This is a genomic window from Agromyces bracchium, from assembly GCF_009709675.1.
GTDB lineage: Bacteria > Actinomycetota > Actinomycetes > Actinomycetales > Microbacteriaceae > Agromyces > Agromyces bracchium.
Genome location: NZ_WMLB01000025.1, coordinates 224,317 through 238,810, shown reverse-complemented (window position 1 = coordinate 238,810; position 14,494 = coordinate 224,317). Strand labels below are relative to the sequence as shown.

The following is a 14,494-nucleotide window of genomic DNA, read 5'->3' as shown; positions in this document are numbered from 1 at the left end:
GGGGGGCCTGTCGCCCGTCGGCGCCGGGCGGTCGGGCATGGATGCCGCCGTGGAGGCCTATCTCGAGCACGTGCGCCTCGAGCGCGGCTACTCCGAGCACACCGCGGCGGCCTACGGCTCCGACCTCGCCGACCTGGCCCGGTTCGCGGAGGAGCGATCCGCGACCGGGATCGAGGGCCTCGACCTCGACCTGCTGCGCGACTGGCTCTGGGCGGCGACCGAGCGCGGGCTCGCCCGGACGACCGTCGCCCGGCGCGCGGCATCCGCCCGGGGGTTCTGCGCCTGGCTCGAACGCACGGGCGCGCTCCCGGCCGATCCGGCCGCGCGCCTGCGCGCGCCCCGAGCCAAGCGCACGCTGCCCCGGGTCGTCGCGGCACCCGCGGTCGCGAGCCTGCTCGACGGGATGCAGCTGCGAGCCGCGACGGGAGACCCGGTTCCGCTCCGCGATCTCGCCGTGATCGAACTGCTCTACGCCTGCGGGCTCCGCGTCTCGGAGCTCGTCGGGCTCGACGTCGACGACGTCGATCGCGGCAACCGGACGGTCCGCGTCACGGGCAAGGGGTCGAAGGAACGCGTCGTGCCGTACGGCGCACCGGCCGCCGCCGCGCTCGACCGCTACCTCGAGACGGCCCGCCCCGCGCTGCTCCGTGCCGCGGCCGGCGACGGCGCCCCGACTCCTGCGGGCGGGGTGCGGCCGCTGTTCGTGGGCGTGCGTGGCGCACGACTCGGTGTCCGCAGCGTGCACCGACTCGTCGCCGGGCTCCTGGCCGACCTGCCCGGTTCCGGCCCGGCGGGGCCGCACGCGTTCCGGCACAGCGCGGCGACCCACCTGCTCGACGGCGGTGCCGACCTCCGTGCCGTGCAGGAGTTCCTCGGACACGCGAGCCTCGGCACGACCCAGATCTACACGCACGTCTCGGCCGAGCGACTCAAGCAGACCTACCGCACGGCGCACCCGCGGGCCTGACGAGGCGTCATCCAGTCATCGGCAGGAGCACCGCGCGCGGCACGCCGCCGAACCACCGCAGGGGCGACACGTACTCGCCGTGCACCCGAACGCCGAGGTGGATGCACTCGCCGTCGCAGTGACCGCCGGTCGCCACCGTCGCGACGGGCTCGCCGGCCCGCACCGCGTCGCCGGCTGCCACGGCGGCGTCGACCGGCTCGATCGAGCTGACGACGCCGTCGCCGTGATCGATCGAGAGCACTCCGCGCCCGGCGACGGGGCCGGCGAACGAGACCACGCCGGGGGCCGTCGCCACGACCGTGCCCCCGGGTGCGGCGGTCAGGTCGATCCCGCGGTGCCCGGCCGAGTACGGCGTCGGCGGAGCGCGGAACGGTTCGATGACGAGCACCGGCGGGCCGACCGGCCAGACCCAGCGATCGGCGGGCGCCTCGCCGATCGCGTCGGCGCGCCCGATCGGGGCGGTCGCGTCGACGGTCGACGCAGCGGCCGAGCCGGGCGCCGCGAGCACCACGACGAGGACGGCGAGCATGCCGGCGACGCTCGCCGCGATGGCGGTGCCGGGAACGGGGGAGAGGCGCATGCGTCGAGCGTGCCGCCGCGGCATCCGCTCGTCGGAGGGGTCGCCGAGCCCGTGCGCTGCCCGCCTCCGGACGCCGATGGTGAGGAGGGGTCGCGCACCCGCCGCGTGATAGCATGTCCGGAGCGCCCCGCCTGTCGGGGCGACTACGCGTGCCCATTCGGCCACCGACTCCACTCAGTCCCGCTCGCAGCGCGAGCCGGCGGAGCCGTGCCGGGCACCAGGGCTTCCGGCCGCCGGCCGGAGCGACAACTGAGAACAGAAGGAGAACGGCCATGGCCGTCGTCACCATTCGCCAGCTGCTCGACAGCGGCGTGCACTTCGGGCACCAGACCCGCCGTTGGAACCCGAAGATGAAGCGGTTCATCTTCACCGAGCGTTCCGGCATCTACATCATCGACCTGCAGCAGTCGCTCGCCTACATCGACAAGGCCTACGACTTCGTCAAGGAGACGGTCGCCCACGGCGGCACCATCCTCTTCGTCGGCACCAAGAAGCAGGCGCAGGAGTCGATCGCCGAGCAGGCCACGCGCGTGGGCCAGCCGTACGTCAACCAGCGCTGGCTCGGCGGCCTCCTCACCAACTTCGCCACGGTGTCCAAGCGCCTCGCGCGCATGAAGGAGCTCGAGGAGCTGGACTTCGAGGGCACCACCTCGGGCTTCACCAAGAAGGAGCTCCTCCTCAAGAAGCGCGAGCTCGACAAGCTGCACAAGTCGCTCGGCGGCATCCGCAACCTCTCGAAGACGCCGTCGGCGCTCTGGGTCGTGGACACCAAGAAGGAGCACCTCGCGATCGACGAGGCCAAGAAGCTCGGCATCCCCGTCATCGGCATCCTCGACACCAACTGCGACCCCGACGAGGTCCAGTACCCGATCCCGGGCAACGACGACGCGATCCGTTCGGTGAGCCTGCTCACGCGCATCGTCGCCGACGCCGCGGCCGAGGGCCTCATCCAGCGCCACCAGAAGCCCGAGGAGGGCGAGGAGGCTGAGCCGCTGGCCGAGTGGGAGCAGGAGCTCCTCAACGCCGGGTCGGAGAGCACCCCCGAGCAGTCGTCCGCCGAGACCGAGAAGGTCGCCGAGTCGAAGACCGAGGCCAAGGCCGAGGCCGCGGAGGTCGTCGACGAGGCGGCCACCGAGGTCGCCGCGACCGAGTCCGAGGCCGACGCCGCGGGCGCAGCTGCCGCCGAGTAACTCGGCACCCCCACCCACTCCGAAACGACAGGGAGTCCATTCCACATGGCCAACGTCAGCATCGCCGACATCAAGGCGCTCCGCGAGCAGCTCGGAACCGGCATGACCGACACCAAGAACGCGCTCGTCGAGGCCGACGGCGACATCGAGAAGGCGACGGAGATCCTCCGCCTGAAGGGCGCCAAGGGCAACGCCAAGCGCGCCGACCGCTCGACCTCCGAGGGCCTCGTCGCCGCCGCCGAGAACGGCGACGGCACCGCGACCCTCATCGAGCTCGCCTGCGAGACCGACTTCGTCGCCAAGGGCGAGAAGTTCGTCGGCCTCGCCGACCGCGTGCTCGCGGCCGTCGCCGCGGCCCGCGCCGAGACCGTCGAGGCCGCCCTGGCCGCGCCGGCCGAGACGGGCACCGTCGCCGAGCTCATCGACGGCGAGGCCGCGATCCTCGGCGAGAAGGTCGAGCTCCGCCGGGTCCGCCTCGTGAAGGGCGAGCACTTCTCGATCTACCTGCACAAGACCTCGAAGGACCTGCCCCCGCAGGTCGGCGTGGTCCTCGGCTACGCGGGCGACGACGCGGAGACCGCGCGTTCGATCGCGCAGCACATCTCGTTCGCCGCGCCGGAGTACCTCACTCGTGAGGACGTCCCGGCCGAGGCCGTCGAGAAGGAGCGCGCGCTCGTCGAGCAGATCACCCGCGAGGAGGGCAAGCCCGAGGCTGCACTCCCGAAGATCGTCGAGGGTCGCCTCGGCGCGTTCTTCAAGCAGGTCGCGCTGCTCGAGCAGGACTACGCCAAGGACAACAAGCTGTCCGTCGGCAAGGTCGTGCAGGACGCCGGCCTGACCGTGAGCGACTTCGCCCGCTTCAAGGTCGGCGCGTAACACGTGCCAGGGGAGTCCGGACCGCATCGCGCGGTCCGGGCTCCTTTGCTGTGTCCGGATGTCGCGGCGACGCGCGGGCACGGCGCGGGCCCGGCCGCACTGCGGCGACGGCCCGGAACCACTAGTTTTGACTCCCAGAGGGGAAGGATCGGTCGGGGATGACGGAACACACGCGCAGGGTGCTGCTCAAGCTGTCGGGTGAGGCGTTCGGCGGCGGCGCACTCGGGGTCAACCCCGACGTCGTCAGCTCGCTGGCCCGCGAGATCGCCGACGCGGCACGCACCGTCGAGGTCGCGATCGTGGTCGGCGGCGGCAACTTCTTCCGAGGCGCCGAGCTCAGCCAGCGCGGCATGGACCGCGGTCGGGCCGACTACATGGGCATGCTCGGCACGGTCATGAACTCGCTCGCCCTCCAGGACTTCCTCGAGCAGGCGGGTGCCGAGACGCGCGTGCAGTCCGCGATCTCGATGACGCAGGTCGCCGAGCCGTACATTCCGCGTCGCGCCGAGCGGCACCTGGAGAAGGGCCGCGTGGTCATCTTCGGCGCCGGTGCCGGGCTGCCGTACTTCTCCACCGACACGGTCGCCGCGCAGCGCGCACTCGAGATCGGCGCCGATGTGGTGCTCGTCGCGAAGAACGGCGTCGACGGGGTCTACTCCGACGACCCGCGCACCAACCCCGACGCCCACAAGATCGACCGGATCAGCTACCAGGAGGCGCTGCAGCGCGGGCTCAAGGTGGTCGATTCGACGGCTTTCAGCCTCTGCATGGACAACGGCATGCCGATGCAGGTGTTCGGCATGGAGCCCGCGGGCAACGTGACCAAGGCGATCCTCGGCGCCGAGTTGGGCACCGTCGTCAGCAACGGCGAGCCGGCCACCGATCGATAGACTGTCCCGAGCCCGAGAGAAGGAGTCCCCGTGATCGCGGATGTACTGTCCGAAGCAAGTGCACGCATGCAGAAGGCCGTCGAGGTCGCCAAGGACGACTTCGCCTCCGTCCGCACCGGCCGCGCCAACCCGCAGCTCTTCCAGAAGATCATGGTGAGCTACTACGGCACGCCGACGCCGCTCGCCCAGCTCGCCTCGCTCGCGAACCCCGAGGCGCGCACGCTCGTCGTGACGCCCTACGACAAGTCCGCGATGAAGGACATCGAGCAGGCGATCCGCGACACCCCCAACCTCGGTGCGAACCCGTCGAACGACGGCAACATCATCCGCGTCACCCTGCCCGAGCTCACCGAGGAGCGACGCAAGGAGTTCGTCAAGATCGTGCGTTCGAAGGCCGAGGATGCGCGGGTGTCCGTCCGCAACATCCGTCGCAAGGCGAAGGACGACCTCGAGTCACTGAAGGGCGAGGTGGGCGACGACGAGGTGGTGCGCGGCGAGAAGGAACTCGAGCACGTCACCAAGTCGCACGTCGACCAGATCGACGAGGCGCTGAAGCGCAAGGAAGCCGAACTCCTCGAGGTCTGAGGGGCCACACCATGACGGGCGTCCCTGATGGGGAACGGTCGGACGCCGACGACCAGCGGCATTCGACGCGCGACGAGCTCCGCGCGCAGATGCACGCGCGGCGCGTGGACCTCGAGCGCCAGTTCGAGGCATCCCGCGCGCAGTTCGACGAAGCCCAGGAGCGCATCAACGCGCGAACCGGTCGGAACCTCCTCCTCGCCATCCTGATCGGCCTGGCGTTCGGCGGCACCCTGCTCCTCAGCCTCCTGGTGTTCAAGGAGCTGTTCATGGTGTTCGCGGTCGTCGTGGCCGGGTTCTCCAGCTCCGAGCTCGCGGCGGCGCTGAAGCACGGCGGATACCGGGTGCCGCGCATCCCGACCGTGATCGCGGCGGTCGTCGCCGTACCGGTGGCGTACTACGGCGGGCCGGCCGGGCAGCTCGTCGGGGTCCTCGGCGGGATGGCGCTCGTGGTGGTCTGGCGGCTCGCCGAGCAGGCCTCCGCCTCAGTCCGCGCCGAGACCTCGAGCCTCGTGCGCGACCTCGGGGCCGGCGTGTTCGTGCAGGGCTACGTCACCTTCCTCGCCACGTTCGCGGTGGTGCTCACGGCCGCCGACGGCGGCCAGTGGTGGACGCTGGCGTTCATCATCACCGCGGTCGCGGCGGACACGGGGGCGTACGCATCGGGCCTGGCGTTCGGCCGGCACCCGATGGCGCCCGTCATCAGCCCGAAGAAGACCTGGGAGGGATTCGCGGGCGGCGCGCTCGCGAGCCTGCTCGCGGGCGTCCTGCTCGCGCTGTTCATGCTCGGGCAGCCGTGGTGGTTCGGCCTGGTGTTCGGCGCCGCCATCTTCCTCTCGGCGACCCTCGGAGACCTCGCCGAGTCGCTCATCAAGCGAGACCTCGGCATCAAGGACATGAGTTCGTGGCTGCCGGGGCACGGGGGCTTCCTCGACCGGCTCGACTCGATCCTCCCGTCGGCGGCCGTCGCGTTCGCCGCGTTCCAGATCTTCTCGTGACCGTGCGCGAGGAACCGTCGCGCGTGCGCGATACTGGTGCGGTGGATGCCACGTTCCCCCGGGCCCGCAGGAACCAGCTGGGCTACAAGACCGCCGAGGTCGAGGACTTCCTCCAGCGTGCCCGTCGCGCGTACGACGGCCGCCCCGACCCCGAAGACCAGGGCCTCGACGCCGAGCGGATCCGACTGACCGCGTTCTCGATGCAGAAGGGCGGCTACTCGACCTCCCACGTCGACGCGGCCATGGAGCGACTGGAGGACGCCTTCGCGTTCCGGGAGCGGCAGATCGCCTCCCGGCTGCACGGCGACGAGGCGTGGCTCGCCGAGGCCCGCACGACGGCGCAGGTGGTCGCGAACCGTCTCGCGCGGCCCGAGGGCGCTCGTTTCGAGCGCGTGAGCTGGCTCGCCCTCGGGTACGACGTGCACGAGGTCGATGCGTTCGCCGACCGACTCACGCGGTACTTCCGCGACGGATGGCCGGTCGCGATCGACGACGTCCGGGGCGTCGTGTTCTCGCCGCAGCGCGGCGGGTACCGCGAGGCGCAGGTCGACCTCGTCCTCGATGCCGTCGTCGACGTGATGCTCGCGGTCCGGTGAGCGGCCCGGCGTTCGACCGGGGGGATTCCCTCCGTTACACTCGACCAATCGTGGGCAGGCATTCGGACGAGTACGACGACGTGCCGATGGATGCCGTCCGGGAGCGGTGGGCGCGCGCCGACGCCGCGGCGGGCGTGCGACCTCGTCGGGTGCCGCAGGCGGCACGCCCGGTCCGGCCCGCGACAGACCTCGACGCCCGACCCGCCGTTCGGCCCGACGCCCGGTCGGCCGCCCGCCCGGAGGCACGCGCATCGGGTCGACCGGCGCAGCGGGGGAGCGTCGCCGGCCCGGTCAAGCAGGCGGCGACCGTGGTGTTCGCGTTCGCGGCATCCGTCAGCTTCCTGCTCGTCAACGTCGTCGACCCGTACTCGGGCGCGACGGCGACCTCGACGTACGTCCCGGTCGACCGCTTCGGCGGCGAGACCGCGCAGGAGGTCGAGCTCGCCGACGGCTACTCCTCGCTCGCGGTGGCCTCCGAGGGGTACGTCGTCGAGGCGAAGCCCGACGAGCCCGAGCCCGCGGCCGCCGCCGGCTGGGCGCCGCCCGCCGTGGTGCCCGATCCGGGCAGCGCACAGGCGTACGGTGCACAGGCCGTCGCCGCGCGCGGCTGGCCGACGACCGAGTTCGACTGCCTCGTCGCACTCTGGAGCAAGGAATCCGGATGGCGCGTGAACGCCTACAACGCCTCGAGCGGGGCCTACGGCATCCCGCAGGCGCTCCCCGGCTCGAAGATGGCCACCGCGGGCGCCGACTGGGAGACGAACGCGGCCACGCAGATCGAATGGGGCCTCGGCTACATCCAGGGCCGCTACGGCACGCCCTGCGGCGCGTGGGCGCACTCGCAGAGCGTCGGCTGGTACTGAGTCGGCTCCCGAGTCCGACCCGACCCTAGACTGGACCGATGGCCCGTTCGCACCGCTCCCGTGGTCGCGCCGCGAAGGCGCGCGAGCCGCATCCGGAGCTCGACGTCGCGCGGATGACGGCCGGCTGGCGGCGCACCGAGGTGCGCGGCGGGCGCGAATGGAACGTGCAGCCGGTGTCCGAGGCGCAGGCGGTGAAGGCCTACCTGTGCCCGGGTTGCGGGCTCGAGATCGACCCCGGTGTCGCGCACCTCGTGGCCTGGCGCGCCGACGGCGTCCTGGGCGACTCGGCCGACCTGGCCTCGCGACGACACTGGCACACCCACTGCTGGAGGATCGGACCCACGTGACCGACGACACCATGACCGAGATCCGAGCCGGAGCGCTGCTGCCTGCGCGCCGCGAGGAGATCGAACTCCGCACCGATGACGGGCTCCGCCTCGTCGGCGAGCTCGCGATGCCGCTCGACCGGCCCCCGGTGGCGACGCTCGTGACGCTGCATCCGCTGCCGACCGCCGGCGGGTTCATGGACTCGCACATCCTGCGGAAGGCCGCCGCGCGGCTGCCCGCACTCGCCGACCTCGCGGTGCTCCGCTTCAATACGCGCGGCACCAGCTCCGTGCGCGGCACGAGCGAGGGCGAGTTCGGCCACGGCGTGAGCGAGCGAGCGGATGTCGCGGCCGCGATGCGCTTCGTCGTGGAGCGGGGGCTGCCGAACCCGTGGCTCGTCGGCTGGTCGTTCGGGACCGAGCTCGCGCTGAAGTACGGACTCGAGCACGGCATCGCGGGCGCGATCCTGCTCTCGCCGCCGCTGCACCGCACGAGCGATGAGGAGCTCGCGCGCTGGCGCTCCGCTCCGGTGCCCGTCGTGGCGCTGATCCCCGAGCACGACGACTACCTCAAGCCCGCCGAGGCGGCCGAGCGGTTCGCCGGGCTGCCGAACCTGACGCGCATCGATGTCGAGGGCGGCAAGCACCTCTGGGTGGGCGAGTCCCAGACCCGCCGCGTGCTGGACGAGATCGTCGGCGCGGTGAACCCCGCGGCGCTGCCGTTGCCGACCGAGTGGCCCGCGGCATCCGTCTCGACGCCCGAGGCCTGACGCGCCGCGCCGGCGGCGCACGCTCGGACGGCCCGCGCCCGCTCGAACGGCGGCCGGCCGTGCGTCGGTGTCAGCGCTCGTTCTGGCGCGGGATGACGACCTGCTTGATGATGAGGAGGATGGCCGCGGCGATCGGGATCGCGACGAGCGCCCCGAGGATGCCGAGCAACGCGCCGCCGGCGAGCGCCGCGACGACCACGAGGGCCCCGGGCACCTTGACCGCGCGACTCATGATGCGCGGCGAGAGCACGTACGCCTCGACCTGCATGTAGATCAGGTAGTAGATCGCCGCCACGAGCGCGGTGAGCGGCGACCCGAGGCCCGGGATGAGGCAGAGCAGCACGATGATCACGGAACCCGTGAGCGTGCCCACGAGCGGGACGAGCGAGAACAGGAACGCGATGAAGGCGAGCACGGCGGGGAACGGCGCCTGGATGATCGAGAGGAACGTGAAGCTCAGGAAGCCGTTGACGGCCGCGAGCGAGACCTGGCCGATGACGTAGCGGCCGACGGACTGCGTGATCTGCTCCGTCAGGTCGGCGAAGCGTGCGCGACGCGACGCCGGGATGAGCTGGTAGGTGGCCCGCTTCATCGCGTCGAGCGACGCCGTGAAGTAGATCGTGAGGACCGCGACCACGATCACCGCGAACACTCCTCCGCCGATCGCGATCGCGACCGCCCACACGCCGCCCAGGAGTTCGCTCAGCCGGTTCGGGTTGGTGAAGAAGTCGGTGAGCGCCGCCCCCGCCTGCTGGCTGATCTCCTCGATGAGGAGCAGCGGGAACTGCTCCTGGAGCCACGCGATCCAGTCGACGCGGTTGATCTGCGCGACGATCCCCGGGATCTGGGCGATCAGGTCGGCGACCTGGTCGACGATGATCGGGATCACCGCGATGAGGAGGGCGGCGACGACCGCCGCGACCCCCGCGATGACGAGCAGGATGGCGCCCCAACGCGGAAGCCCTCGGCGCTCGAGCCCGCTGACGGCGGGCTCGAGGCCGAGGGCCAGGAACAGTGCTGCTCCGATGTAGGTGAGGATCGTCGACAGGCTCGAGACGGCGGACAGGATCAGGAGTCCGGTTCCGACGCCGAGCGTGCCGACGAGCGCGATGCGGAACGCGTTCTGGATCTTCAATCCCCGCGCTCCCTCGTCTCGCGTTACTTGTTCGCCACCTGCTCCGCCTGGGTCAGCACGCCGCGCAGGCTCTCGAAGTAGCCCGCGACCGCGTCTCGCTCGATCCTAATCTGGGCGAGGCGGTCCTCGGCGTCCGCCACGAGGGCGCGCGTGCGCTCCTCGGCGTCGGCGATCAGCTTGCGCGCCTGCGAGTGCGCCGCGGCGACGCGCTCGCGCGCCTCCTCGTCGGCCCTGTCGCGAGCGTCGGCGATCTCGGTCCGAGCCTCGGTCTCCAGACGCTCGGCCTCGGCGCGAGCCTCCGCAGTGCGGGCGACGGCCTCGGCGAGCTCGGCGTTGGAGTCGTCGAGGAACTTCTTCGTCTGGTCGGCGGCCTCCTGCTGCGCGGCGAGCAGCTCCTGCTCGGCCTCGTCGCGCTTGGTCGCGAGCTCGGCATCGAGGTCCATGCGCGCACGCTCGATCTCGCGACGCATCCGATCGACCTCGTGGGTCGTCTTCTTCTTCATCGAGGTCAGCTGGTTGTCGAGGTCGATGCGGGCCTGCTCCGCCTCGGCCTCGAAGTCGGCGCGCGCCTGCTCCTGCTCGAGGGCGAGGTCGGCTCGCATCTGCTCGAGCTCCGCCGCGTGCTTGGCACGGATGCGGTCGAGCTCGTGCTGCAGCTTGAGGCGGGCGGTCTCCGTCTCGCGCTCCAGGTCGACCGAGACCTGCTCGCGCTCCTGCGCGAGCTTGACGCGCTCCGCGTCGAGCTCGCGGTCGAGGTCGGTGCGCGCCTGCTCGAGCTCGTGCTCGAGCACCGCGCGGCGCTCCTCGATCTCGGCGTCGAGCGCGGCGCGCGCCTCGGCGGTCTCGCGCTCGAGGTCGAGACGCGCCTGCTCGGTCTCCTTGGCGAGGTCGATGCGGGCCTGCTCGGTCTCCTTGGCGAGCTCGGCGCGCTTCTGGTCGAGCTCGACCGCGACCTCCGCGCGGGTCTGCTCGGTCTCCTCCTGGAGGCCGGCCGCGGCGGCACGAGCCTCGTTGGCCTCGGTGTTGGCGGCGACGAGCATCTCCGCGGCCTTCCGCTCGGCCTCGGAGACGACGGCCGCCGACTCGCGCTTCGCGGTCGCACGCGCCTCGGCCGCCTCGGTCGATGCGGTGCCGCGGATCGTCGCCGCGTCGCGGTTGGCGTCGTCGCGGACCTGCTCGCTCGCCTCGTGCGCACGGGCGACCATGTCGTCGGCCTCGGCGCGGGCGTTCTCGAGCAGGCGGTTCGCCTGGGCGCGCGCCTCGCTCAGCGTGCGCTCGGCGAGTTCGTGCGCGTCGGAGCGCATGAGGTGCGCCTCGTCCTCGGCCGCGCGACGGAGCTTCTCGGCGTCGATGTCGGCCTGGGCGATCAGGCGCGTCGACTGCTCCTCGGCGACGCGGAGCGTGTTCTCGAGCTTCGTGCCGAGGCCCGAGAACGTCGGGCTGCCGACCTCCTCGAGCTCGGCGGTGAGCTCCTCGATGCGAGCGTGAAGGCGCTTGTTCTCCTTCTGCACGTCACCCGACGCATTGTTCGCCGAGATGATCTCGCGGCGGAGCTGGTTGATGCTGCGGTCGACCTCGTCCTTGTCGTATCCGCGGAACACCTGCGTGAACTCGGTCTCTTCGACGGCCAATTCTTCCTCCGGGGTCCGTGTCCCGCGTTGTGGGGGGTTGTGGGGGGCGCGCGGGTCGCCTCCGATCATACGGCCCGGCGCGGCCCGGATGGGGTCCGATGTCACCCAGACATCGGTTAGGAGACTCCCAGACTGCGTCGGTAGTGTGGGGTGTCTTTGTCGGATGCCGCCGCGGGCGGCCTGGAGGTAACCCGAGTGCGCTTCGTCCTCGCCATTCTGGCGTTCGCTGCTGCCGCCGTGCTGGTCGGCATCGGCATCGCCCAACGAACCGTCTTCCTCGAGCCCGACAAGGTCTCCCTCGGAGCGGTGGTCGAGAACCAGGCGAGCTACACGGTCCTCACGCCCGAGGCGCTCGCCGCGAACCCGGGAAAACAGACCATCACGGTCTCCGGCGGCGGCCCCGTCCATCTCGCCTACGGGCGCACCGAGGACGTCTTGAGCTGGATCGGCGAGGACCCGTACGTGTCGGTCGGCTACGACGGCGAGGCCGGCGAGCTCACGAGCGAGGTGGTCGTGGCGCAGCCCGTCGACGACAACACCCCCGGGACCCCGGCGACCGACGAACCGCAGGCCGACGAGGAGTCCGAGTCCGCCGAGGCGGAGCCCGACCCCGCCGCGTCGCCGGTCGGCAGCGACCTGTGGCTCGACGAGTTCACCGGCGACCGCACCCTCACGACCACGGTCGACGTGCCCGAGGGGATCACGGTCCTCGTCTCGTCCGACGGCACGGCCCCCGCGCCCGGTCGCATCGTCGTCGCATGGCCGCTCGACAACGCCACGCCGTGGGCCGGCCCGCTGATCGCCGGCGGCGCGCTGCTGTTCATCGTGGGCATCGTCCTCGTCATCTCCGGCGTCCTGGCGCATCGCCGTTCGCGCGGGCCCCGACGCAACCTCCCGAAGGGTCCGAAGGGCAAGCTCATGCGCGCACCCCGCCCGCCTCGGTCGCAGCGCGCCGCGCTGGGCTCGACCGGTCCGAGCCGCTCGGCCGGCCGCGCCAAGCGCATCGCGCTCCTGCCCGTGCTCCTGGTTCCGGCGATCGCCCTGTCGGCGTGCTCCTCGGACTACTGGCCCGACCTGTCGTCGGCGCCCGAGACGACGGCCCCGGCCACCCCGGTCGAGACCGCGGCCGAGGGGGAAGCCGATGAGGCCGAGTCGACCGAGCCGGAGGCTCCGGCGGTCGTGCCCGCGGTGACGGTGCCCCAGATGGAGCGCATCATGCGCCGCGTCGCGGTCTTCACGACCGAGGTCGACGCCGCCGCCGATGCGCAGCAGCTCGCGGAGCGGTTCACCGGTCCCGCCTACGAGGCGCGCAAGGCGAACTACGCGATCCGCAAGTCGCTGCCCGACCAGGCCTCGCTTCCCGCGATCCCCGCCGCGCCGCTGACGCTGACCCTGCCGCAGCAGGCGACCGGATGGCCGCGGACCGTGCTGACCATCGCGAAGAACAACGACGACGAGACGGTCGCCCCGACCGCCCTGGTCCTGCGCCAGGAGTCCCCGCGCGAGAACTACAAGGTCCTGTACGCGACGGCGCTCGTCCCCGACGCCGACGTGCCCGAGGTCGCCCCGGCGTCGATCGGCGCTCCGCCGATCAACCCCGAGTTCAAGGGCCTCGTGATGCCGACCGGTCAGGTCGCCCCCGCCTACGCCGACGTGCTGCTGAAGGGCGACGAGTCCGAGTTCGCGCAGTTCTTCGACCCCGAGGGCGACGTCATCCGGCAGCAGCTCGGCGTCGAGGGGCAGAAGGCCATCGCCGACGACCTTCCCGACACCGCCGACGTCGCGTTCTCCAACGAGCCGGGCGACAGCCCGACCGTCGCGCTCGCCACGAACGACTCCGGCGCACTCGTGACGGTCTCGATCACGCAGACCGAGAAGGTCACGCCGAACGACGGCGGCACCATCGGCTTCAAGGAGGGCCAGCCCGGCGCCGCGCTCTCCGGCTTCGATGAGAAGAGCGCCAAGGGCGTGCAGCGCGTCATCGGCATCCAGCTCATGTTCTACGTGCCCGCGGTCGGATCCGAGGAGCAGATCCGGCTGCTGGGCTGGTCCGAATCCCTGATCGGCGCATCGGAGGTCAAGTGACGAACGCGTTCCCGCCCCACGAGCCCGCCAGCCTGCGCGGCGCGGTCGACCTGTCCTCGCTCGTGCACCGCGACGAGCGTCGGGCGACGGATGCCCCGGGCGCGACGCCCGCGGCCGGAGGCGCGACCGGCTACGTCGCGGCCGTCGACGACCAGAGCTTCGGCCAGGTGCTCGAGCTGTCGCGTTCCGTGCCGGTGGTCCTCGCTTTGTGGGCCTCGTGGAGCGAGCAGTCCACCCAGCTGGTCGCGTCGCTCGAGCGACTCGTGAACGCCCGCGAGGGGCGCCTCGTGCTCGCCCCCGCCGACGCCGACCGCAGCCCGCAGCTCGTGCAGGCGCTGCAGGCGCAGGCGATCCCGACGGTGGTCGCCCTCGTCGCCGGCCAGCCGGTCCCGCTCTTCCAGGGCGTGCAGCCTGACGACGTCATCGACCAGGTGTTCGACCAGCTGCTCGAGGTCGCCGAACGCAACGGCGTGACCGGGCGCGTGCCCGCCGCCGACGGCGAGGGCGCGGTCGAGGGTGCGCCCGAGGAGCCCGTCGAGGAGCCGCTTCCGCCCCTGCACCAGGAGGCGTTCGACGCGATCAGCCGCGGCGACTACGACGCCGCGGCATCCGCCTACCGTACGGCGATCGGGCAGGACCCGCGGGACGACCTCGCCGTCGCGGGGCTCGCGCAGGCGAACCTCCTCGGCCGCCTGCAGGGCAAGACGCTCGACGAGATCCGGAACCGCGCGGCGACCGCTCCGGCGGACCTCGATGCGCAGCTCGACGTCGCCGACCTCGACCTCTCGGGCGGGCATGTCGACGACGCGTTCGCCCGGTTGCTCGAGCTCTTCCCGACGCTCGACGGCGACGGGAAGAACCGCGTCCGCGAGCGTCTGCTCGAGCTGTTCCAGGTGGTCGGCGTCGAGGACCCGCGCGTGGCCGCGGCGCGTCGCCGACTCGCGATGCTGCTCTACTAGGTCTCGATACGCTCCGGCTTCGCCGGTGCTACTCGACCACCGGCTG

Annotated in this window: 15 protein-coding genes; 12 read left to right on the top strand and 3 right to left on the bottom strand. The window is 72.0% G+C overall.

Annotation, left to right across the window (positions count from 1 at the left end):
• Positions 1 to 37 precede the first annotated feature (37 nt).
• Entirely contained in the window at positions 38 to 967 is a 930-nt protein-coding gene (locus GJ743_RS12515; RefSeq protein WP_155052336.1) for a tyrosine recombinase XerC, read from the top strand.
• Between the two features lie 7 nt (positions 968 to 974).
• Here the strand turns inward: GJ743_RS12515 and GJ743_RS12510 are convergent, their stop codons facing one another.
• Positions 975 to 1,547: a murein hydrolase activator EnvC family protein gene (locus GJ743_RS12510; RefSeq protein WP_230386748.1), complete on the bottom strand. Its 573-nt coding sequence runs from the start codon at positions 1,545 to 1,547 to the stop codon at positions 975 to 977.
• A gap of 272 nt (positions 1,548 to 1,819) precedes the next feature.
• Between GJ743_RS12510 and rpsB the strand changes: the two genes are divergently transcribed.
• The 9 genes from rpsB (at position 1,820) to GJ743_RS12465 (ending at position 8,638) form a co-directional block, all read left to right on the top strand.
• The gene (rpsB, locus tag GJ743_RS12505; protein ID WP_155052210.1) at positions 1,820 to 2,737 is read left to right on the top strand and encodes a 30S ribosomal protein S2; all 918 of its coding nucleotides are present in this window, start codon (positions 1,820 to 1,822) and stop codon (positions 2,735 to 2,737) included.
• Positions 2,738 to 2,782: 45 nt separating this feature from the next.
• Positions 2,783 to 3,613, top strand: a complete 831-nt coding sequence (tsf, locus tag GJ743_RS12500; protein ID WP_155052209.1) for a translation elongation factor Ts — start codon at positions 2,783 to 2,785, stop codon at positions 3,611 to 3,613.
• Between the two features lie 158 nt (positions 3,614 to 3,771).
• Entirely contained in the window at positions 3,772 to 4,503 is a 732-nt protein-coding gene (gene pyrH, locus GJ743_RS12495) for a UMP kinase (protein WP_155052208.1), read from the top strand.
• A 30-nt stretch (positions 4,504 to 4,533) separates the two neighbouring features.
• Entirely contained in the window at positions 4,534 to 5,088 is a 555-nt protein-coding gene (gene frr / locus GJ743_RS12490; protein WP_328289147.1) for a ribosome recycling factor, read from the top strand.
• 11 nt (positions 5,089 to 5,099) lie between these two features.
• On the top strand, positions 5,100 to 6,083 hold the full coding sequence (locus GJ743_RS12485; RefSeq protein ID WP_230386747.1) for a phosphatidate cytidylyltransferase: 984 nt from the start codon (positions 5,100 to 5,102) through the stop codon (positions 6,081 to 6,083).
• Positions 6,084 to 6,124: 41 nt separating this feature from the next.
• Positions 6,125 to 6,679, top strand: coding sequence for a DivIVA domain-containing protein (locus GJ743_RS12480; RefSeq protein WP_328289146.1), 555 nt, complete (start codon positions 6,125 to 6,127; stop codon positions 6,677 to 6,679).
• 50 nt (positions 6,680 to 6,729) lie between these two features.
• Positions 6,730 to 7,542 carry an aggregation-promoting factor C-terminal-like domain-containing protein gene (locus GJ743_RS19630; protein ID WP_376861955.1) on the top strand — a complete coding sequence of 271 codons (813 nt, stop codon included), beginning with the start codon at positions 6,730 to 6,732 and terminating at the stop codon, positions 7,540 to 7,542.
• A gap of 38 nt (positions 7,543 to 7,580) precedes the next feature.
• Complete coding sequence (locus GJ743_RS12470) at positions 7,581 to 7,889, top strand: hypothetical protein (RefSeq protein WP_196216992.1); 309 nt, start codon at positions 7,581 to 7,583, stop codon at positions 7,887 to 7,889.
• Positions 7,890 to 7,900: 11 nt separating this feature from the next.
• Complete coding sequence (locus tag GJ743_RS12465) at positions 7,901 to 8,638, top strand: alpha/beta hydrolase (protein ID WP_155052330.1); 738 nt, start codon at positions 7,901 to 7,903, stop codon at positions 8,636 to 8,638.
• A 70-nt stretch (positions 8,639 to 8,708) separates the two neighbouring features.
• Here the strand turns inward: GJ743_RS12465 and GJ743_RS12460 are convergent, their stop codons facing one another.
• Together GJ743_RS12460 and GJ743_RS12455 are read right to left on the bottom strand one after the other, a co-directional pair.
• Entirely contained in the window at positions 8,709 to 9,773 is a 1,065-nt protein-coding gene (locus tag GJ743_RS12460; RefSeq protein WP_155052207.1) for an AI-2E family transporter, read from the bottom strand.
• Between the two features lie 23 nt (positions 9,774 to 9,796).
• Positions 9,797 to 11,404, bottom strand: a complete 1,608-nt coding sequence (locus tag GJ743_RS12455) for a DivIVA domain-containing protein (RefSeq protein WP_155052206.1) — start codon at positions 11,402 to 11,404, stop codon at positions 9,797 to 9,799.
• 195 nt (positions 11,405 to 11,599) lie between these two features.
• On the opposite strand from GJ743_RS12455, the gene GJ743_RS12450 reads away from it, so the two are divergent.
• Entirely contained in the window at positions 11,600 to 13,489 is a 1,890-nt protein-coding gene (locus GJ743_RS12450; protein WP_155052205.1) for a hypothetical protein, read from the top strand.
• Positions 13,486 to 14,448 carry a tetratricopeptide repeat protein gene (locus GJ743_RS12445; protein ID WP_328289145.1) on the top strand — a complete coding sequence of 321 codons (963 nt, stop codon included), beginning with the start codon at positions 13,486 to 13,488 and terminating at the stop codon, positions 14,446 to 14,448. Before GJ743_RS12450 ends, GJ743_RS12445 begins: the two co-directional genes overlap by 4 nt.
• Positions 14,449 to 14,494 lie beyond the last annotated feature (46 nt).

Excerpts from the sequence above, each read along its gene's own strand:
- GJ743_RS12515 (WP_155052336.1), top strand. The coding sequence starts at position 38 with ATGGATGCCGCCGTGGAGGCCTATCTCGAGCACGTGCGCCTCGAGCGC.
- GJ743_RS12510 (WP_230386748.1), bottom strand. The coding sequence starts at position 1,547 with ATGCGCCTCTCCCCCGTTCCCGGCACCGCCATCGCGGCGAGCGTCGCC.
- rpsB (WP_155052210.1), top strand. The coding sequence starts at position 1,820 with ATGGCCGTCGTCACCATTCGCCAGCTGCTCGACAGCGGCGTGCACTTC.
- tsf (WP_155052209.1), top strand. The coding sequence starts at position 2,783 with ATGGCCAACGTCAGCATCGCCGACATCAAGGCGCTCCGCGAGCAGCTC.
- pyrH (WP_155052208.1), top strand. The coding sequence starts at position 3,772 with ATGACGGAACACACGCGCAGGGTGCTGCTCAAGCTGTCGGGTGAGGCG.
- GJ743_RS12485 (WP_230386747.1), top strand. The coding sequence starts at position 5,100 with ATGACGGGCGTCCCTGATGGGGAACGGTCGGACGCCGACGACCAGCGG.
- GJ743_RS12470 (WP_196216992.1), top strand. The coding sequence starts at position 7,581 with ATGGCCCGTTCGCACCGCTCCCGTGGTCGCGCCGCGAAGGCGCGCGAG.
- GJ743_RS12465 (WP_155052330.1), top strand. The coding sequence starts at position 7,901 with ATGACCGAGATCCGAGCCGGAGCGCTGCTGCCTGCGCGCCGCGAGGAG.